We start from the raw sequence: 19,614 nt of genomic DNA, 5'->3' as shown, positions 1-19,614 counted from the left end.
ATGATAGGTATGGCATTCAACTAAGATTTTTGAAGAGAGTAATTTGAAAATGAATGTATAAAGCCTAGATTGACATTATAATTTAAAGTCATATTTTCTTGTAAGGCTATTTGTTAATTAATGGAATAAATAAATAGAATAGAATCTACTGAAAAGTTTTTGCCCAAGCAATCGCATCTGTTAAGGTGTCAAAAATTTCGAAAGGTTTACTAAGAAATAACTTTTCTATTTGTGCAGCACTCTTAGCCATGTAATTTTTAGAAACGACACAAAATCCAACGAGGTTGCTAATTTTTGAGGTTTCCTTATATACCGTAGGATCCACAGAATAGGAATTGATTCTGTGAGTAATATAAACAAATGGTTTGTTCTTGAAATAGGTATCAGCGACACGTGTTAATACTTCATTGTGTACAGGTGTAATATTAACGCCAGTATTTACAGTCACCACCATATAGTTTTCATATATGTGAATTTCGCAAAAATCAAGAGTTATTTTATCTGTCATATTTTAAAGTTAATCATTCTATAAATTTGAAACAAAAAAAAGCCTCTTTATTTAAAGAGGCTTTTTAATGAATGTATTTAAATACTAGGATTCTTTCTGTGTTTCAGACTTTTCAATTTTAATAGTCAGTTCGTCTAATTTGGTGTCTAAATCCATAATTATAGTGTCACCTTCGTGCAACTGAGAATTAATAATTTCTTCCGCAAGTGCATCTTCAACGTACTTTTGAATGGCTCTCTTTAATGGTCTTGCTCCATATTCCTTGTCAAAGCCTTTTTCAGCAATATAATCTTTAGCTTTTTTGCTTAGCTTAAGTTTATAGCCTAAATCTTTTATTCTTTCAATTAGCTGAGCTAATTCGATATCAATAATTTTATTAATATGTTCTCTTTCTAATACATTAAAGACCATGACGTCATCAATTCTGTTTAAAAACTCTGGAGCAAATGCTTTTTTAAGTGCATTTTCAATAATACTTTTTGAGTTGTCAGCAGCTTGAGCAGTTTTTGCAGAAGTACCAAATCCAACACCTTGACCAAAATCTTTAAGTCTTCTTGCTCCAATATTAGAGGTCATGATAATAATCGTATTTCTAAAATCAATTTTACGTCCTAAACTATCTGTTAAGTAACCATCATCAAGCACTTGTAAAAGCATATTAAAGACATCTGGATGGGCTTTTTCAATTTCATCTAAAAGAATTACAGCGTAAGGTTTACGACGAACTTTTTCAGTTAATTGACCACCTTCTTCATAACCAACGTATCCTGGAGGCGCTCCAACTAATCTAGAAATAGCAAATTTCTCCATGTATTCACTCATATCAATTCTTATCAGTGCATCTTCACTGTCAAAAAGTTCACGAGCGAGAACTTTAGCTAATTGCGTTTTCCCAACTCCTGTTTGACCTAAAAAGATAAATGAGCCAATGGGTTTGTTAGGATCTTTAAGTCCAGCACGATTACGCTGAATGGCTTTTACTACCTTAGCAACGGCTTCATCTTGGCCAATTACTTTACCTTTAATAAGTTCAGGTAGTTGAACCAGTTTGTTGCTTTCAGTTTGTGCAATTCTATTAACAGGAATTCCAGTCATCATAGAGACCACATCTGCCACATTGTCTTCGGTAACAACTTCTCTATGTTGTTTGGTGTCTTCTTCCCATTTTTCTTGAGCAATAGCTAATTCTTTTTCAAGACGTTTTTCGTCATCTCTAAGTTTAGCAGCTTCCTCATATTTCTGTTTTTTTACTACCTTATTTTTTGTTTCCTTAACTTCTTCGAGTTTGTTTTCGAGCTCAAGTATTTGTTTTGGAACATCAATATTAGTAATATGAACACGAGATCCAGCTTCATCTAAAGCATCGATAGCTTTGTCTGGCAAGAAACGCTCGGTCATATACCTATTTGTTAACTTGACGCAAGCTAGAATAGCTTCTGGTGTATAATCAACATTATGATGTTCTTCGTATTTACCTTTGATATTGTTAAGAATCTCAATAGTTTCCTCAACAGTTGTTGGTTCAACAATAACCTTTTGAAAACGACGCTCTAAAGCACCATCCTTTTCAATATATTGTCTGTATTCATCCAATGTAGTAGCTCCAATACATTGAATCTCGCCTCTTGCGAGAGCAGGTTTAAACATATTTGAAGCATCTAGACTTCCCGTAGCACCTCCAGCGCCAACTATAGTATGAATTTCATCAATAAAGAGGATAATATCATCGTTCTTTTCTAATTCGTTCATAACCGCTTTCATTCGCTCTTCAAATTGTCCTCGATATTTGGTCCCAGCAACTAGGCTAGCCAAATCTAAGGTCACTACACGTTTATTGAAAAGTATTCTTGACACTTTTCGTTTAACGATTCTAAGTGCTAAACCTTCGGCTATTGCCGATTTACCAACACCTGGTTCACCTATCAATAAAGGATTATTCTTTTTACGTCGACTCAAAATTTGAGATACGCGTTGAATTTCTTTTTCTCTTCCAACAACAGGATCGAGTTTTCCTTCTTCGGCCATTACAGTAAGATCTCTTCCGAAGTTATCCAAAACGGGTGTTTTAGATTTTTTCGTTGATTTAGCTGTAGATTGTCCAAAAGGGTTTTCTTTTTCGTTTTCTTCTTCATTAGGTTCGTCATCTGAAAAAGACTCAGATTTAGGAATGTCTATGAATTCATCATCATTTGTTATCATAAATTTGAATTGTTCTTTTACGTTATCATAATCCACCTTCAACTTATTTAAAAGTTTTGTGGTAGGATCATTTTCATTTCTTAAAATGCACAATAGTAAATGTGCTGTGTTTATTGACGTGCTTTGAAATAGTTTAGCTTCTAAAAAGGTCGTTTTTAGAGCACGTTCAGCTTGTCTAGTAAGATGTAGGTTCTTCTTTTCGTTTGAGGAAACAGTAATATTTGGATTTGCCGGACTCAAAATCTCGACCTTGCGTCTCAAGTGATTGAGGTCGATGTCCAACGCATTCAATATATCTATAGCTTTTCCATTACCGTCACGAAGTAAGCCTAACATTAAATGTTCGGTACCTATAAAATCGTGACCTAAACGCAAAGCTTCTTCCTTGCTGTATGCAATTACATCTTTAACTCTTGGGGAAAAATTATCATCCATAGTAATCTCTTTCTGCATTAAAAATAATAAAATCTACCTATAAAAAGGCAAAAATTATACCTTAAATAATGGTCTGCTACTAATAGAGTGAAAAAACTTTACAAATTCAAAGTATTTAACAACATACTTATTAAAAACTCGACTAAATTTTGTTAATAAAAAATTTTATTTTCGAGCAGATATAACGCTTAAACACTATGGAAATCGTTATCTTAGCACGATTCTAGAACCTACAAAAAATCTAATTTAATAATATATGGAAGAAGGAGAGAAATTGATCCCTATTAACATTGAAGATGAAATGAAATCAGCCTACATTGATTATTCAATGTCGGTCATTGTGTCACGTGCATTACCAGATGTAAGAGATGGTTTAAAACCTGTACACAGACGTGTGCTTTATGGTATGCATGAACTTGGAGTTCGATCAAATACTGCTCATAAAAAATCGGCAAGAATTGTCGGTGAAGTTTTAGGAAAGTACCATCCGCATGGTGATACATCCGTTTATGATGCTATGGTTCGTATGGCTCAAGAATGGAGTTTGCGTTATATGCTCGTTGATGGTCAAGGAAACTTTGGTTCTATTGATGGTGACAGTCCTGCAGCAATGCGTTATACTGAAGCTAGAATGAAGAAGATATCTGAAGAGATGCTTGCTGATATCGATAAAGAAACCGTAGATCATAAATTAAATTTTGATGATACACTTCAAGAACCAACTGTACTTCCAACGAGAGTTCCTGGGCTTTTAGTTAATGGTGCTTCAGGTATTGCAGTAGGTATGGCAACTAATATGCCTCCTCATAATTTGTCTGAAGTTATTGATGGTACTATAGCATATATTGAGAACAACGATATAGAAATAGATGAATTAATTCAACATGTTAAGGCTCCTGATTTTCCAACTGGAGGTACTATTTATGGATATGATGGGGTTCGAGAGGCTTTTAAAACTGGTCGTGGACGAATTGTCATAAGAGGTAAAGCGAGAATAGAAGAAGTTCAAGGAAGAGAATCTATTATTGTTACCGAAATCCCATATCAAGTTAATAAGGCAGATATGATTAAAAAAACTGCCGATTTAGTTAACGATAAAAAAATAGATGGAATATCTCTCATTAGAGATGAATCTGATAGAAATGGTATGCGTATTGTTTACGTTTTAAAACGTGATGCTATTCCTAATATCGTATTAAATATGTTGTATAAGTATACAGCATTACAATCCTCTTTTAGTGTTAATAATATAGCCTTAGTTAAAGGGCGTCCGCAGTTATTGAATCTTAAAGAAATGATTCATTACTTCGTAGAGCATAGACATGAAGTTATTGTAAGACGTACAAAGTACGAATTGCGTAAAGCAGAAGAACGTGCACATATCTTAGAAGGTTTAATTATAGCTTCAGATAATATTGATGAAGTGATTGCACTTATTCGGTCATCTTCTAATGCTGATGAAGCAAGAGCTAAGTTAATTGAGCGTTTTAAACTTTCAGAAATACAGGCAAAAGCAATCGTAGAAATGCGATTACGTCAACTTACAGGTTTAGAACAAGATAAATTACGTACAGAGTATAATGAGTTAATGAAAACGATCGAGGATTTAAAAGATATTCTTGACAAGCAAGATCGTCGTTATGAAATCATTAAAGAAGAACTTCAAGTCATTAAAGAAAAATATGGTGATGAACGTCGTTCGGTAATTGAATATGCTGGAGGTGATTTAAGTATCGAAGATATGATTCCTGATGAGCAAGTGGTTATTACTATTTCGCACGCTGGTTACATCAAAAGAACATCACTTACCGAATACAAAACACAAAATAGAGGAGGTGTTGGTCAAAAAGCATCAACAACTCGTAATGAAGATTTCTTAGAACATTTATTTGTTGGGACTAACCACCAATACATGCTATTCTTCACTCAAAAAGGAAAATGTTTCTGGATGCGTGTTTATGAAATTCCAGAAGGAAGCAAGACTTCAAAAGGTAGAGCGATTCAGAACCTTATAAATATTGAGCAAGACGATAAAGTCATGGCTTTTATCTGTACTCAAGATTTAAAAGACGAAGAATATATCAATAGTCACTATGTGATTATGGCTACCAAAAAAGGTCAAGTAAAGAAAACATCTTTAGAACAATATTCGAGACCTCGTACCAATGGTATCAATGCCATTACGATTAAAGAAGATGATGAGTTACTAGAAGCAAAACTAACGACAGGGAATAGTCAAGTGATGCTAGCATTAAAATCTGGTAAAGCGATTCGATTTGAAGAGCAGAAAACCAGACCTATGGGTAGAAATGCTTCAGGTGTGAGAGGTATACGACTCGCTAGTGAAAAAGATGAAGTTATCGGTATGATTGCTATTGAGAATCCTCAAGAAGAATCTGTTTTAGTGGTTTCTGAAAATGGCTACGGAAAACGAAGCTATATTGATGATCCAGAAGATGGAGAAGCTATTTATAGAATTACCAATCGTGGCGGAAAAGGAGTGAAGACAATTTCTGTTACCGAGAAGACAGGCCACTTAGTTGCTATCAAAACGGTTACTGATGAAGATGATTTAATGATTATTAATAGATCAGGTATTGCCATTCGTATGCAAGTTGCAGATTTACGTGTTATGGGTAGAGCAACTCAAGGTGTAAAACTCATTAATTTGAAAGGTAGTGATTCTATTGCAGCAGTTGCTAAGGTCATGAAAGAAGATGAAGAGGAAGAAGTTGATTCTGAGAACGCTGACATTCAAGACGTTAATGAAGATGGCACAACTCTTGATTCTAACGAAGAAGAATAAATATATTAACACTTAAAATAACTAATAATGAAAAAACTAATCGTAGTTGCTTTGGCACTTTTAGTAGGTACACTTTCTTTTGCACAGAAAAATGAACTAAAAACTGCTGAAAAAGCAATTAAATCTGGTAATTACGCTGATGCTAAATCAGCTATCCAATCTGCTGAATCCTTAATTGGTGCTGCAGATGATAAAATGAAAGCTAAGTTTTATTTTCTAAAAGGTAAAGCATTTTACGCTACTGGCTCAGTTTCAAATGAAGATGTTGGAAAAGCAATAGAAAGTTTTGACAAAGCTAAATCAATCGAAGCTAGCGCTGGTAAATTGAAGTACACCGAAGATATCAATAAAATAAAATCTGATATGTTAAGTAGTATTTTAACAAAGGCTCAAACGGATCTTCAAAATAAGGAATATATGAAGTCTTCGGCTAATTTTGAACAGGCCTATAAAATGTCTCCTAGCGATACGCTTTATTTGTATTATGCCGCTTCAACAGCAGTGACAGCTCAAGACTATGTAGTCTCTTTGAAACATTATGAAAATTTAAGAGATTTAGGTTATAATGGAGAAGGTTATCAGTACTATGCTATGAATAAAGCTACAGGACAAGAAGAACTTTTTGATAGCAATTTGTTACGTGATGCAGCTGTTACCTCTGGAGAGTACATTGTGCCTAAAGACAAAAAGACAGCCTCTAAGTATGCAGAAATCGTTAAAAATATTGCGTTAATCCACCTTTCAAATGGCGATAATGAAAAAGCATTAGATGCTATGAAAGTGGCAAGAGATCAAAATCCAGATGATTTAGGACTTTTAATTTCTGAAGCGAATGTTCAACTTAAAATGGGTAACCAAGCTCGTTTTAAAGAATTAATGGAAGAAGCAACAACTAAAGATCCAGACAATGCAGAATTACAATATAACTTAGGTGTTATTGCTGCAGAAGGCGGTGAAACTGAAGCCGCTCGTAGCTATTATGAAAAAGCAATTGCTTTAGACCCCTCTTATGCAGATGCTTATAATAATATGGCAGTTTTAATCCTAGGTACTGAAAGTGATATCGTTGAGGAAATGAATTCTCTGGGTACATCTAGTGCTGATAACAAGCGATATGATGAGTTAAGGGCAAAGCGTACAAATATTTATGAAACGGCTATACCTTTTCTTGAAACGGCTCTGAAACTTAAGCCTAATAGTATCAATGCTGCACAAACACTTATGAATATCTATAGTGCGACATCGCAAACGGATAAGTTTAAGGCAATGAAAGCTAAATTAGAAGAATTGCAAGCTGGTGAAAACTAAGCTGAAGTATTCAAACCATAAAAAAAGCGATTAGTTAATTCTAATCGCTTTTTTTATATGATTTTTTTAATGACTCTTAATTTGTGTGTATGGATTCCTGTGTCAACATTATAGATTCCAGAGTGGTCTAATCGGTCTATTCTCACTTTTCCATGTGCATGAATAATATAATTATCTTCCATGATAAGGCCAACATGCGTGATTGCGCCTTCTTGATTATCAAAAAAGGCCAAATCACCTGGTTCGCTTTCTTCAATAAAACTCAAAGCTTGTCCTTGCGTAGCCTGTTGCGATGCGTCTCTCAAAATGTGGTAACCATTTAATTTGTAAACCATTTGTGTAAACCCTGAACAGTCTATGCCAAAAGGCGTTTTTCCGCCCCAAAGATATGGTGCATTCAGATAGGCAAACGCGGTTTTTATGAGATTTGATTTTTCCTGCTTTGAAGCAATTGAATGACCATCAAATGTATGGTTTAATAGATTCAATCCATTTAAAGATGAACCAATCGAAATGGTATAGAGTTGATCGTTTTTATCTTGAATATATTCTATCAAATCTGTTGAAAGGATATGATCTTGTTGCTTGATGTCTTTATAGATATCTTCTGAAATTTCTAGATATTGTTTATTATCTAACCAAGCTTCATACTTATCAAAAGCTAACCGAATTCTGCTCCAAGACTTGCGCTGTTCTAACACCTTAAAAATTTCACCATAGAGGACTTGTGAAACTAATTCACTTGTGTCATTAGGTTCTATTCTAAGAGGAACGATGCTCAGATTACAAATTCCGTATTGCATTAAGCTATATTAATTACGTTCAATGACTATTGCTGAAGCTCCACCGCCACCATTACAAATAGCAGCAGCTCCAATTTTAGCATTATTTTGTTGTAGTACACTCAATAAAGTAATGATGATTCTAACACCAGAACAACCTAATGGATGTCCTAATGAAACCGCACCACCATTCACATTGACATTAATGTCATTTAAACCTAAGATTTTCATATTGGCTAAACCAACAACAGCAAACGCTTCGTTAAATTCGAAATAATCTACGTCATCCAAAGAAATTCCAGCTTTATCAATAGCTTTAGGTAATGCTTTTGAAGGAGCAGTTGTGAACCATTTTGGCTCTTGAGCCGCATCGGCATAACTTTTTATGGTTGCCAATGGTTTCAGTCCTAAAGCTTCTGCTTTTTCTCTACTCATTAAAACCATGGCACCAGCGCCATCATTAATCGTAGAAGCATTAGCAGCAGTAACAGTACCATCTTTTGTGAAAGCAGGTCTTAATGCAGGAATTTTTTCCATTCTTACATTAGTGAATTCTTCATCTTTAGATACTATTATAGGTTCTCCACGGCGTTGAGGTACTTCTACAGGAACGACTTCATCGTCATACTTTCCAGATTCCCAAGCAGCAGCCGAACGTTCGTAAGATTGAACTGCATAAGCATCTTGGTCTTCTCTAGAGAATTCATATTCAGTAGCACAAGCATCTGCACAAACGCCCATTGCATTTTGATCGTATGCATCTACCAGTCCGTCTTTTTGCATACCATCAATTAAAGTTGCTGGCCCAAATTTGGTAGCAGACCTTGCATAAAGATAATGCGGAATCATACTCATGTTTTCCATTCCACCAGCGACAACAATATCAGTATCACCAAGTGCGATGGATTGAGCAGCTTGCATAACCGTTTTCATTCCTGAAGCACAAACTTTATTAATCGTCGTACATGGAACCGTATCTGGAATGCCAGCATAAATCGCAGCCTGTCTAGCAGGAGCTTGACCAGTTCCAGCTTGCACAACATTTCCCATTAATACCTCTTCTACCATTTCAGGCTTCAGATTAATTTTATCTAAAGCACCTTTAATTGCTATAGCTCCAAGTTTTGGTGCAGGAATTGTTGATAAAGCACCCAAAAAACTTCCTATAGGAGTTCTTGCGGTTGATACTATTACGACTTCTCTACTCATTTTGAATGTATATTATTTTCTTGCTGCAAAATTAATCATTTTTTAATTAAATTTTGGCTTAGAAGCAATAACATGAGTTCTATTATATTTTCTTACTTTTGAAAGCATAAGCAGACATTTTATCTAGAAATATTGTAGGAGAAATGAGTCGAAATAGTTTTTAAAATGAATGATTTAATAAATAAATGGTACCGAAATCACGCACTTTTGTATAAAGTGCTTTTATTTTTGAGTACGACATTTTTGATTGTTTATTTATTTCCGAAGAGCGGGAAATTTAGATACGATTTTGATAAAGGTAAGCCATGGCAATCAGAGACTATATATGCGCCTTTTGATTTTGCTATCAAGAAATCTTTCGAAGAAATTAAACAAGAGCAAACCGAAGCTTCTGAAAAAAGTGCTGTATATATTGATATTGATATTCCAGTTAAATCTATCGTTCTGAATGATTATGCTGAAAAATTTAAAACGTCATTTACAGACAGTACTATAAGGGTAAATCCAGGACTTTTTAGAGTTGGAGAATCTGCAATCAATGACATTTATGCGTTTGGTGTTTTAGACGAAGATTATGACTATACAGCTGATAAAAATGTTATATTATTTAGTGATAATACCCAATATGCAGAAACGCAATTCTCTAAGCTCACAAAGTTAGATGGGTTTAGAAGTATTATTGAAGGTAAACTTGCCGACAACGGGTTTTCAAATTTTGATGCCACATTTGTATCCATCTTTTTTAATATTATAAAACCTAACTTAAAACTCAATTCCTCGTTTACACAAAATGCACTCGACGAAAAGTTAGAAGGCATATCCAGTGTTAGAGGAAGTATAGAAAAAGGAACGCTTATCATTTCTAAAGGTGAAATTGTTGAAGGTAACAAATATGATGTTTTAAACTCTCTGGAAGCTGAATATGAATCCCAAGTTTGGAACGAATCTAACTATAATCTTGTCCTTTTCGCCTATGCATTATTGGTGGCTTTAGCTCTATTGATGCTTTTATTATTTCTGCGGAAATATAGAATGGATGTTTTTTTAGATAATACTAAAGTGACCTTTATTTTCTTCAATATTTTAGTGATGATTTTATTGACAACATTGGTCATTAATTATAACTCGCAATATGTTTATGTCGTGCCATTATGTATTCTTCCATTGGTATTGAAGGCCTTTTTTGATGCACGATTGGGATTATTTGCTCATGTACTGACTGTGCTTTTATTAGGGTTTATAGTGCCGAATAATTACGAATACATGTTTCTTCAAATTATTGCTGGTATCGTAACCATTTTAACGGTTTCCGAACTTTATAAACGTGCAAATCTTTTTATATCTGTTGGTCAAATCACCTTAATTTATATCATTGCTTACTTTGCGTTTTTTGTGATTCAAGAAGGGAATATCTCTACTCTAGATCCGTCTACTTTTGGTTTATTTGTACTTTGTGGATTAGCTACTTTATTTGTACAGCCACTAATCTACATCTATGAAAAACTTTTCGGATTAGTATCTGATGTGTCGCTATTAGAGCTTTCAGACACCAATACAAAGCTTTTAAAGGAGTTATCAAATAAAGCTCCAGGAACCTTTCATCATTCTTTAAACGTTGCGAATTTGGCTGAAGCATCTGCAAACGAAATAGGAGCCAATGCCATGTTGATTAGAGTAGGTGCATTATATCATGATATTGGTAAAATGAAAAACCCAACGTATTTTACCGAAAATCAAGCAACAGGAATAAATCCCCATGATGAATTATCTTCACGAGAAAGCACTCATATTATTATTGATCATGTTTTGGATGGTATAGAAATAGCTAAGAAAAATAATTTGCCAGATCGCGTTATAGATTTTATTAGAACCCATCACGGCACAAGCATGGTGTACTACTTTTATAGGAAAGAAAAAGAACTGGACGAAAATACTAACGAAGCTGATTTTAGATACCCAGGACCGCAACCATTTAGTAAGGAGACTGCAATATTGATGATGTGCGATAGTGTAGAAGCAGCTTCAAAGAGTTTAAAAGAGCCTACATCGACTAAAATTGACAAGTTTGTTGAAAGTATTATCAACAAACAAATGGAAGACGGTCAATTTTTAAATGCAAATATCACCTTTAAAGAGATTCAATCCATAAAGAAAGTATTGAAAACCAAGTTGGCAAACATATTCCATCTGCGGATTGAATACCCAGAATAAATTTTTGATAAAAAACTTAAAAAAATAGTTGCGTTCTTTGTAATGATAAGTTACATTTGCATCCGCAATTTATTGCTAAGTTCATACACAATTGGAGAGGTGCCTGAGTGGCCGAAAGGAACGGTTTGCTAAATCGTCGTACTTAGAAATAGGTACCCAGGGTTCGAATCCCTGTCTCTCCGCTTTTTTTTTGATAACCTATTCGGGGTGTAGCGTAGCCCGGTTATCGCGCCACGTTTGGGACGTGGAGGCCGCAGGTTCGAATCCTGCCACCCCGACTAAAAAAAGCTGAACATTATGTTCAGCTTTTTTTTTGCTTTTATATGAAACAAGAAAACTTCAGGAAGAACGGAGTTAATCCTGACATCCTAACCATAAAGGCAGAATATTTTGCTTGGCTTTTTTATTCTATACGCTTATAATTTTCGGCATAAATCCTATTGCCATCTTCATCAACTTCTATTTGACTAAAAGAATCACCATTAATGACAAGTTCGTGTTTAAACTCTTTTTTCTCTTCAATGATTTTGCTCATCATTTCCGAACCATATTCAAGGATTTCAGTAAGCTCTGAACCGTTAACGGTATATTTCCCGTAACCAAACCATTCCGTAGAATCTGAAGGCACGTATTTACTCCACATGACTTTTGTAGATGTATATATTTTTACTTGCCTATAGCCTTTACTAGTTCTAAAGGAGTCTATAACTTTATTGTCCAAATAGTTGTAGTAGCCTACGAGTTCCCAAACACCTTCTATCGGATTAGAAGTTGAAACATCAGAAACCTCTATTTGTGTATCTTTAACTTCATTTTCAGTATTTGGTTTACAGGAAAAAATCAACAGCATAATTAAGAGTGATGAGATTGCAACTTTCATAATGATATGATTTTAAGGAGTGAATTACATTAAATTTACGAAAAAATGAGAAGTATAGCTAATATCATATGTATTCATTAATAGATGCTAACGATATTTGGTATTGAAAAATCGAATATGACTATTCTAACTGTTAATAACTTTGATGTAAGTTTTTAATCAAAAATCCTACTTTTGTCTATAATAAATTGAAACAAAAATATGTCTGATACAATAGAAAAAGTAAAGTGCCTAATCATAGGTTCAGGACCTGCGGGATATACTGCAGCAATATATGCAGCAAGAGCTAATATGGCACCTGTTCTTTATCAAGGTACACAGCCTGGAGGTCAATTAACAACAACAAATGATGTAGAAAATTTCCCTGGATATCCTGATGGGATTACTGGTCCTGAAATGATGATAGAATTACAAAACCAAGCAGCACGCTTTGGAACAGATGTTCGCGATGGATGGATTACTAAAGTTGATTTTTCTGGTGATATTCACAAGGTTTGGGTTAATGAAACTAAGGAAATTCATTGCCAAACAGTTATTATATCTACTGGAGCATCTGCTAAATATTTAGGATTAGAATCTGAGCAAAAATATTTAAACCTTGGTGGAGGCGTTTCGGCTTGTGCTGTTTGTGATGGATTCTTTTACAGAAATCAAGAAGTCGTGCTTGTTGGAGCAGGGGATAGCGCTGCTGAAGAAGCACACTATTTATCAAAACTCTGTACTAAAGTTACTATGCTTGTACGTAGAGATGAGTTTAGAGCGTCAAAAATTATGGCGAGTCGTGTGATTAATACACCAAACATAGAGATTCTTTACAATACCGAAACCGATGAGGTTTTGGGTGATGGTCAAGTGGTTACTGGAGTTAGAGCTTATAACAATAAAACTAAAGAGAAGTTTGAAATTCCTGCTACAGGATTTTTCGTAGCTATTGGTCATAAACCTAATACAGATATCTTTAAAGGGTTCTTAGATCTAGATGAAACAGGATACATTATTAATGTTCCTGGTACAACAAAAACGAATATTGAAGGCGTATTTGTATCTGGTGATGCTGCAGACCATGTATATCGTCAAGCGGTTACAGCTGCTGGTACAGGTTGTATGGCAGCTTTGGATGCTGAACGTTATTTAGCGGCAAAGGAGTCTGACTTTGAAGTGTCTACTCCTGTGTACTAAACATAGAAACACATAGAAATAAAAAACCCGAAGCCTATAAAGCTTCGGGTTTTTTTTATGGTCTTTCCAAAGGCGAAATTTTATTTCTCTTTCATCTGAAGTTTTACAGTTTCAATAAATTTAGTGATTGTAATCTTAGGTGTTCCGTAGAGATAAATCTCACTAGATCCTGAAGCGTCAATAGTAATAGCTTCAACAACTTCGATATATACGTCGCTGGCCATTTCAGCAAGAACATTACAGGTATTTGTTGTAAAGTTCTTTCCGATGAATTGCGCGTTATTATCAGTTCTAAGGTTTAGATTTTGTATCACTCCTTCAATATTTGCACTTGCACGTTGATATAAATCCATCTTTACTTCAGTAGCATTTATTAGTGCATCCATTTTGGTGTTGTCACTAATTTCTACGGAAACATTAGTAGCAGTAATATTGAGTTTTACCTTTGTTTTTTCAGTACTCACGAAGGTAAAATCGTTAGCTTTAATATTCAGATAAGCTCTTGCAGAACCACTCGTTCTTAGTGAAGCATTATTGAGTTCTAAGGACGTTAATGATCTTACTTCTGCATTGCCATTGACTTCAATGTCTGAAAAGGCATCGCCATAATTGACTTTTACACTAAGCTTTTTAGAACGTAACTCACGCGATGCAGTGATGGTAAGAACACTATCAACTACACTGATGTTAATATATTCATGTAGGTTACTGTCGGTTTCAATTTCTACAGAAGGCTTTTTGTTATAAAAAAGCTCAACATTAAAATCTCCACCAACCACAATTTTCTTAAAACCATCAACATAGGTTTGTTCTATGGTTAAGTTTCTATCACCTTTAATTTTCTCAAGGTCTTGAGCATTAATTGTAGTACTTAGACCAAAAACAAGTAATAGAACTACTGCAAGGTTCTTCATTATAATAAATTAAGTATTAGAGCAAATATAAAACAAAAACCATCCCAAACTCGTTTTGAATTTGAAATGGTTTAAATAAATGATTGATTAATTGGTTGTTTTGGTTGGCTTTTAAAGTGTTACATTTTACGGATATCTCCTGAAACACCATCACTTTTTTTGACGGTTTTAGGATTTCCATAGTATTTAATATCTCCACCGCTATTAGCATTTGCTCGTAATTTCACTTCGCTATATACTGTAATGTCTGCGCCACTAGAGGCTTCTGCTACACAGTTTTGAGCTTTTAATTTACCTGCTTTAAGATCACTTCCGCTCGATGCTTCTGCTGTCAGGTTGTTGGTTGTCCCAGAAACCTTTAAATCGCTTCCGCTTTTTGAAATACAAGTGACATCATTTACTTCGATATTGATATCCATATCTGCTCCACTTGTGGTCACTAGCTTAAGGTTATCTGCTATAATTGTATTCGTACTATAGAGGTCACTTCCGCTTTCAGAAATAATATAATTTAGGTCTTTAACATTGACCATTACTTTTTGAGCTTGAGCGTAGCTAATGTTTTCTTCTGCATAGATTCTTAGTATACCGTTTTCTATTTCGGTAATGATAATATCGTGTAAGTTTTCATCTGCCTGTACTTTAAGCATTGGAGAGTCACTTTGAGTAAGGTAGACGTCTAAACCTCTACTCACTTCAATTTGATTAAAATCGCCTTGAACATTTCGTTCTACCGTTGATACGTTTCCGTTACCTTTTACTCCTGTACCGAAATTCATATCGAAGTTACAGGACATAAGCATTAAACTTAATATTACTGCGACTGTGAATTTTACTAATGTTGTCATGATTAATTGTTTTTTGATTGATTAAAGCTCAAATATTTAAAATATGGTTGGTTAGTTGAATTTTAAATATCTGAACCGTTGATTGATTGGGTTGAGTTGTTAATTGTTATCGCTTTCTGTTGTGATTTTTATGCCGTCTTCATCATCGATTTTGACTTTTACATCATCGATTGTAGCTTTAAGTCCACTACTATCTATCTTTAGGCTAGCATTTTTAGATATGGCTTGAATGCCATCTTCATCAATTCTAAGTCCAGCGTCATCCTCATCAATATCGACTTTAGTTTTGAACTCTTCATCTTCAGAGCAGTCTAAACACTCAACACCATTACTAATTATTTTTAGATAATGTTCTTCCATTTTTTGCTCTAAAATATCATTGTAATGATAGTTATTGTAATGATAATTGTAAGTGTTACTATCTGCATAAAGTATTGAGCCTTCAGGTAAATAAAGTGTTACTGTGACCTCTTGACCTTTTCGCGCTTCATTTAATCCAATTGTAAAATAGCTGTCCAATGACAATTCATTATTTGCTAAGTTGTACTTGTAGCTTATTCTTTCGGCTCTATTCTTTGCATCCAAAAAGTCTGCACCTCTTGCGCTTTGCTCAAGTCTAATTTTTGCAATACTATCTTTAGTCGATTTTATAATTAATCGCACACCTCTAGAAAATAATACTTTTTTGTCGTTTTCGTCATAAGCTGTATCAAAGCCATAGTTTCTGTAATAGCTATGATTTGTAAATAAATCATTGTTATTCATTCTAAGTGTTAATGTATCATTTGCCTTTACAGATGCTAAGGTTTCAGTTTTGATAAAAGATCCTTCTTCTTTAAAACTCAATCCAAATTTTGCCGATAAGATGATTAATGATACAAATGACACAAACCAAAGTCCTAATAAAGTGTATTTAGCTATACTACCTATTGATTTTAAATTGTTGATTAATATTTTTAGACCTAAGTAAAAGATAAAGAAAGCTATGATTCCAATAAAGAAGAACACTAACAATGACATGACCCAAACAGGTACATTTGTTGCATCTGCAATATCAAAGAAATTAGTTCCAGGAATATGAACAGTTTCTAAAATATTAAGGCTGAATAAGCTCACTATTAATGAAATAATAGTAACTGAACCTACAATCATTAGTATTATGCCAAAGAACTTCGCAAACATTTTTAAGAAGAACATGATAATATCACCAATGGTTTCAAAAAATGTGGCTGAGCTTGATTTAATACGTTCACCTTGGCGAGGTAAATCGGCCTTTTTAACGCCTTCGGAAATAGAATCTGAAACGTTTTCAAACCCTTCCTTTATTTTATCGCCATGCTTTTTTAGATCTACATTTTGAACAGCGCTGGTAACACTATCAAATCCGCCTTTAATTTTTTTTTCGATGTTGCTAATATTGACCGGTTGCCCTTTCATCATTAGCTTTTCCGTAGTTGTTGTCGCTTCCGGAACGAAAATCCAAAGTAAGATATAAAGTAATACACCTGTTCCCGCTCCAAAGATGAGTAACACCCATATTAAACGAATCCAAAGCGCATCGATACCAAAATAGTGACCTAATCCAGATGACACACCTCCAACATAAGAGTTGTCTGTATCTCTGTATAGTTTTTTAGATGGTGAAGAACTTTTTTGTGAATACGTTCGTTTAGGTTCATCTTCAAAGATTTCGTCATCTACAAGATAATCTTCAGGTTGCCCCATAATTGTTATCACTTCGTCTACCTCTTTATGACCTATAACTTGTCTTTCATTTTGTACACGCTCACTAAATAATTCGGAAATACGTGCTTCAATATCTGTGATGATTTCTGATCGACCTTGAGAGTCTGTAAATGAACGTCTTATAGCCTCAAGATAGCGCTGTAATTTTAAGTATGCATCTTCATCTATGTGGAAGAATGTACCTGCTAAATTTATGTTGACTGTTTTATTCATTATTTTGTTGTTTTTTCTCTGGTTACTATGTTAACTGCGTTTTGTAATTCGTTCCAGGTAATGGTTAATTCTTTTAAAAATAACTGACCTGTTTCTGTAAGACCGTAATATTTTCTTGGTGGTCCAGATGTGGATTCTTCCCAACGATAATTGAGTAATCCAGCATTTTTAAGTCTTGTGAGAAGTGGGTAAATTGTCCCTTCAACCACAAGCAGTCTTGCGTCTTTAAGTGTGCCTAAGATTTCTGCTACATAGGCATCGTCATCTTTTAAAACCGACAATATGCAGTATTCTAATACACCTTTGCGCATTTGTGCTTTTGTGTTTTCTATCTTCATATTCTTATGAGATTAAATTTTAATAAACTGTTCATTTTTTGATTGATGATTGATTGATTGATGATTGATTGATGAAATATTATTTTAAAAATTTGATGGTTAACGGATATTCATATAACTCACCATCTCTTGCTTTTAAACTTGCGATTACAATAAATACGAGTTCTAAAATAAATCCAATAATGGCTAAAATCCCTAATCCTCCTGTAATATATAATAGAGGAGAAGGCTCACCTATATCGATGTGAAAATCATGAAACCCATTAAAATCTATAAAATCTAAACCGTTAAAAACTTTAAAGATGAAAAACGGTATCGATATCGTACCAATAATTAATGTATATAGTAAAATACTAATCTGAAAATTGATGGCTTGCTTTCCATGAGCGTTTATGAATTCTGATTTGTCTTTGTTGACCATCCATAATACTATGGGGCCAATGTAATTTCCTAACGGAATTAAAAACCTACTAAAGGTTGATAAATGGATAAATGTTGCGATGTTTTTGTGTTGATTGTCTAGCATGATATTAAAGCATATAGTAATTTCTTATACAAATATATGTCTTTAAAAAGGTATTATGTTACGCATAGTACTAAAAATTAACATAAATTTAACAAATTGTCATGTCGATTATTTTCAATAAATTAGCTGAAATATCCAGTAAACATGACCATTACACCTAGAAAACTTAATGCATTTTTAATATTCAAATTACCAGCAGCTTATTTCTGTGGTGTGCGTACAAAATCAATAAATGACACTACATGTGTTGTTTCAGTAAAGCATAGATGGATAAATCAAAACCCGTTTAACTCGATGTTTTGGGCTGTTCAAGGTATGGCTGCCGAGTTAACAACAGGTGCTTTGGTAATGTCTAAAGCTAAAGCAAGCGGAAAACGGATTTCTATACTCGTCGCTGCTAATAATGCATCGTTTACAAAAAAGGCAACTGGTAGAATTACCTTTACATGTCACCAAGGCGAAGCAATAGACTTGGCGATTAAAAAAGCTATTGAAACAGGAGAAGGACAAACCGTAACCTTAAATTCTAAGGGCATAAATAAAGAAGGTATCCAAGTTTCAGATTTCAATTTTGAATGGACGCTTAAGCTTAGAAGTTAAAATGCTTTGTAACAAAATAGAGAAGTCGTCAACATATAAAGACATCAACAATTAAACAATAAACTAATGACATCACACGAAATAGATTACAGAATTTACGGAGAAGAAATGCAATATGTCGAAATTGAGCTTGACCCTCAAGAAGGCGTTGTTGCAGAAGCTGGAAGCTTTATGATGATGGACGATGGCATCAAAATGGAAACCATTTTTGGTGACGGTTCACAAAAAGACCAAGGATTTTTAGGGAAAATATTAGGCGCAGGAAAGCGAATCCTTACTGGAGAGAGCTTATTTATGACTGCTTTTTACAATGACCTCACTGGAAAACGAAATGTGTCGTTTGCATCACCGTACCCAGGAAAAATTATACCGATAGATCTTACTGAAAACAACGGGAAGTTTATCTGCCAAAAGGATGCATTTCTTTGTGCAGCTAAAGGTGTAAGCGTAGGGATTGAGTTTTCAAAAAAAATGGGTCGCGGGCTCTTTGGAGGTGAAGGCTTTATCATGCAAAAGCTTGAAGGTGACGGCATGGCCTTTGTACACGCTGGAGGAACCATGGCTAAAAAAGTATTACAACCTGGGGAAATTTTAAAAGTAGATACTGGTTGTATTATTGGCTTTACTCAAGATATCGATTATGATATTGAGTTTGTAGGCGGCATTAAAAACACCATTTTTGGAGGTGAAGGTTTATTCTTTGCGAAGCTGCAAGGCCCAGGAACTGTCTATATACAATCTTTACCATTTAGTAGATTGGCTGGTCGTATCATCTCATCCTTACCAAAAGGCGGAAGTAGTAAAGGGGAAGGTAGTATACTGGGAGGTTTAGGAGACTTGCTTGATGGCGATAATAGGTTTTAAATCTAATTTTTGTAGGAAAATTATGTAAAAGATTGTGTTTTTGATGCA

The 19,614-nt window shown here is 34.4% G+C and carries 16 protein-coding genes and 2 tRNA genes; 8 read left to right on the top strand and 10 right to left on the bottom strand.

From position 1 onward, the window contains the following. Positions 1-145: 145 nt before the first annotated feature. Positions 146-508: a hypothetical protein gene (locus tag V7719_RS04255; RefSeq protein WP_335728629.1), complete on the bottom strand. Its 363-nt coding sequence runs from the start codon at positions 506-508 to the stop codon at positions 146-148. A gap of 84 nt (positions 509-592) precedes the next feature. Then, positions 593-3,142 carry an ATP-dependent Clp protease ATP-binding subunit gene (locus V7719_RS04250; protein ID WP_335728935.1) on the bottom strand — a complete coding sequence of 850 codons (2,550 nt, stop codon included), beginning with the start codon at positions 3,140-3,142 and terminating at the stop codon, positions 593-595. A gap of 256 nt (positions 3,143-3,398) precedes the next feature. On the opposite strand from V7719_RS04250, the gene gyrA reads away from it, so the two are divergent. Together gyrA and V7719_RS04240 are read left to right on the top strand one after the other, a co-directional pair. After that, complete coding sequence (gene gyrA / locus V7719_RS04245) at positions 3,399-5,948, top strand: DNA gyrase subunit A (RefSeq protein ID WP_335728628.1); 2,550 nt, start codon at positions 3,399-3,401, stop codon at positions 5,946-5,948. 27 nt (positions 5,949-5,975) lie between these two features. Further along, positions 5,976-7,256 carry a tetratricopeptide repeat protein gene (locus tag V7719_RS04240; protein ID WP_335728627.1) on the top strand — a complete coding sequence of 427 codons (1,281 nt, stop codon included), beginning with the start codon at positions 5,976-5,978 and terminating at the stop codon, positions 7,254-7,256. A gap of 53 nt (positions 7,257-7,309) precedes the next feature. Here V7719_RS04240 and V7719_RS04235 read toward each other — a convergent pair whose 3' ends face one another. Further along, positions 7,310-8,059, bottom strand: a complete 750-nt coding sequence (locus V7719_RS04235) for a C40 family peptidase (protein WP_335728626.1) — start codon at positions 8,057-8,059, stop codon at positions 7,310-7,312. Between the two features lie 9 nt (positions 8,060-8,068). Continuing rightward, the gene (locus tag V7719_RS04230) at positions 8,069-9,247 is read right to left on the bottom strand and encodes an acetyl-CoA C-acyltransferase (protein ID WP_335728625.1); all 1,179 of its coding nucleotides are present in this window, start codon (positions 9,245-9,247) and stop codon (positions 8,069-8,071) included. Between the two features lie 165 nt (positions 9,248-9,412). On the opposite strand from V7719_RS04230, the gene V7719_RS04225 reads away from it, so the two are divergent. The 3 genes from V7719_RS04225 to V7719_RS04215 all read left to right on the top strand — a co-directional run bounded on the left by V7719_RS04225 (position 9,413) and on the right by V7719_RS04215 (position 11,736). Then, positions 9,413-11,458, top strand: a complete 2,046-nt coding sequence (locus V7719_RS04225) for an HD family phosphohydrolase (RefSeq protein WP_335728624.1) — start codon at positions 9,413-9,415, stop codon at positions 11,456-11,458. 93 nt (positions 11,459-11,551) lie between these two features. Further along, positions 11,552-11,640 (top strand) — tRNA-Ser (locus V7719_RS04220). 21 nt (positions 11,641-11,661) lie between these two features. Next, positions 11,662-11,736 (top strand) — tRNA-Pro (locus tag V7719_RS04215). A gap of 125 nt (positions 11,737-11,861) precedes the next feature. On the opposite strand, the gene V7719_RS04210 is transcribed toward V7719_RS04215, so the two are convergent. Next, the gene (locus V7719_RS04210) at positions 11,862-12,338 is read right to left on the bottom strand and encodes a hypothetical protein (RefSeq protein ID WP_335728623.1); all 477 of its coding nucleotides are present in this window, start codon (positions 12,336-12,338) and stop codon (positions 11,862-11,864) included. Positions 12,339-12,539: 201 nt separating this feature from the next. Here V7719_RS04210 and trxB point away from each other — a divergent pair, with 201 nt between their 5' ends. Beyond that, a complete protein-coding gene (trxB, locus tag V7719_RS04205) occupies positions 12,540-13,517 on the top strand; it encodes a thioredoxin-disulfide reductase (protein WP_335728622.1) in 978 nt (325 codons plus the stop codon). 80 nt (positions 13,518-13,597) lie between these two features. On the opposite strand, the gene V7719_RS04200 is transcribed toward trxB, so the two are convergent. From V7719_RS04200 to V7719_RS04180, 5 genes are all read right to left on the bottom strand, one after another. Continuing rightward, positions 13,598-14,431, bottom strand: coding sequence for a GIN domain-containing protein (locus tag V7719_RS04200; protein ID WP_335728621.1), 834 nt, complete (start codon positions 14,429-14,431; stop codon positions 13,598-13,600). A gap of 119 nt (positions 14,432-14,550) precedes the next feature. Further along, positions 14,551-15,279: a head GIN domain-containing protein gene (locus tag V7719_RS04195; protein WP_335728620.1), complete on the bottom strand. Its 729-nt coding sequence runs from the start codon at positions 15,277-15,279 to the stop codon at positions 14,551-14,553. 99 nt (positions 15,280-15,378) lie between these two features. Next, the gene (locus tag V7719_RS04190) at positions 15,379-17,238 is read right to left on the bottom strand and encodes a PspC domain-containing protein (protein WP_335728619.1); all 1,860 of its coding nucleotides are present in this window, start codon (positions 17,236-17,238) and stop codon (positions 15,379-15,381) included. Next, complete coding sequence (locus V7719_RS04185) at positions 17,238-17,576, bottom strand: PadR family transcriptional regulator (RefSeq protein WP_335728618.1); 339 nt, start codon at positions 17,574-17,576, stop codon at positions 17,238-17,240. Before V7719_RS04185 ends, V7719_RS04190 begins: the two co-directional genes overlap by 1 nt. A 79-nt stretch (positions 17,577-17,655) precedes the next feature. Beyond that, a complete protein-coding gene (locus tag V7719_RS04180) occupies positions 17,656-18,102 on the bottom strand; it encodes a DUF4870 domain-containing protein (protein WP_335728617.1) in 447 nt (148 codons plus the stop codon). A 144-nt stretch (positions 18,103-18,246) separates the two neighbouring features. On the opposite strand from V7719_RS04180, the gene V7719_RS04175 reads away from it, so the two are divergent. Together V7719_RS04175 and V7719_RS04170 are read left to right on the top strand one after the other, a co-directional pair. After that, positions 18,247-18,702, top strand: coding sequence for a DUF4442 domain-containing protein (locus V7719_RS04175; protein WP_335728616.1), 456 nt, complete (start codon positions 18,247-18,249; stop codon positions 18,700-18,702). A 66-nt stretch (positions 18,703-18,768) separates the two neighbouring features. Continuing rightward, complete coding sequence (locus tag V7719_RS04170) at positions 18,769-19,566, top strand: TIGR00266 family protein (RefSeq protein ID WP_335728615.1); 798 nt, start codon at positions 18,769-18,771, stop codon at positions 19,564-19,566. Positions 19,567-19,614: the final 48 nt, after the last annotated feature.

The sequence above is a fragment of the Psychroserpens sp. genome (assembly GCF_036960315.1).
GTDB lineage: Bacteria > Bacteroidota > Bacteroidia > Flavobacteriales > Flavobacteriaceae > Psychroserpens.
The sequence above is the reverse complement of the archived record's forward strand: the minus strand, read 5'-3'. Positions and strand labels throughout refer to the sequence as shown.

Bases quoted from the DNA above. Each gene is read 5' to 3' on its own strand.
- V7719_RS04255 (WP_335728629.1), bottom strand. From the start codon at position 508: ATGACAGATAAAATAACTCTTGATTTTTGCGAAATTCACATATATGAA.
- V7719_RS04250 (WP_335728935.1), bottom strand. From the start codon at position 3,142: ATGGATGATAATTTTTCCCCAAGAGTTAAAGATGTAATTGCATACAGC.
- gyrA (WP_335728628.1), top strand. From the start codon at position 3,399: ATGGAAGAAGGAGAGAAATTGATCCCTATTAACATTGAAGATGAAATG.
- V7719_RS04240 (WP_335728627.1), top strand. From the start codon at position 5,976: ATGAAAAAACTAATCGTAGTTGCTTTGGCACTTTTAGTAGGTACACTT.
- V7719_RS04235 (WP_335728626.1), bottom strand. From the start codon at position 8,059: ATGCAATACGGAATTTGTAATCTGAGCATCGTTCCTCTTAGAATAGAA.
- V7719_RS04230 (WP_335728625.1), bottom strand. From the start codon at position 9,247: ATGAGTAGAGAAGTCGTAATAGTATCAACCGCAAGAACTCCTATAGGA.
- V7719_RS04225 (WP_335728624.1), top strand. From the start codon at position 9,413: ATGAATGATTTAATAAATAAATGGTACCGAAATCACGCACTTTTGTAT.
- V7719_RS04210 (WP_335728623.1), bottom strand. From the start codon at position 12,338: ATGAAAGTTGCAATCTCATCACTCTTAATTATGCTGTTGATTTTTTCC.
- trxB (WP_335728622.1), top strand. From the start codon at position 12,540: ATGTCTGATACAATAGAAAAAGTAAAGTGCCTAATCATAGGTTCAGGA.
- V7719_RS04200 (WP_335728621.1), bottom strand. From the start codon at position 14,431: ATGAAGAACCTTGCAGTAGTTCTATTACTTGTTTTTGGTCTAAGTACT.
- V7719_RS04195 (WP_335728620.1), bottom strand. From the start codon at position 15,279: ATGACAACATTAGTAAAATTCACAGTCGCAGTAATATTAAGTTTAATG.
- V7719_RS04190 (WP_335728619.1), bottom strand. From the start codon at position 17,238: ATGAATAAAACAGTCAACATAAATTTAGCAGGTACATTCTTCCACATA.
- V7719_RS04185 (WP_335728618.1), bottom strand. From the start codon at position 17,576: ATGAAGATAGAAAACACAAAAGCACAAATGCGCAAAGGTGTATTAGAA.
- V7719_RS04180 (WP_335728617.1), bottom strand. From the start codon at position 18,102: ATGCTAGACAATCAACACAAAAACATCGCAACATTTATCCATTTATCA.
- V7719_RS04175 (WP_335728616.1), top strand. From the start codon at position 18,247: ATGACCATTACACCTAGAAAACTTAATGCATTTTTAATATTCAAATTA.
- V7719_RS04170 (WP_335728615.1), top strand. From the start codon at position 18,769: ATGACATCACACGAAATAGATTACAGAATTTACGGAGAAGAAATGCAA.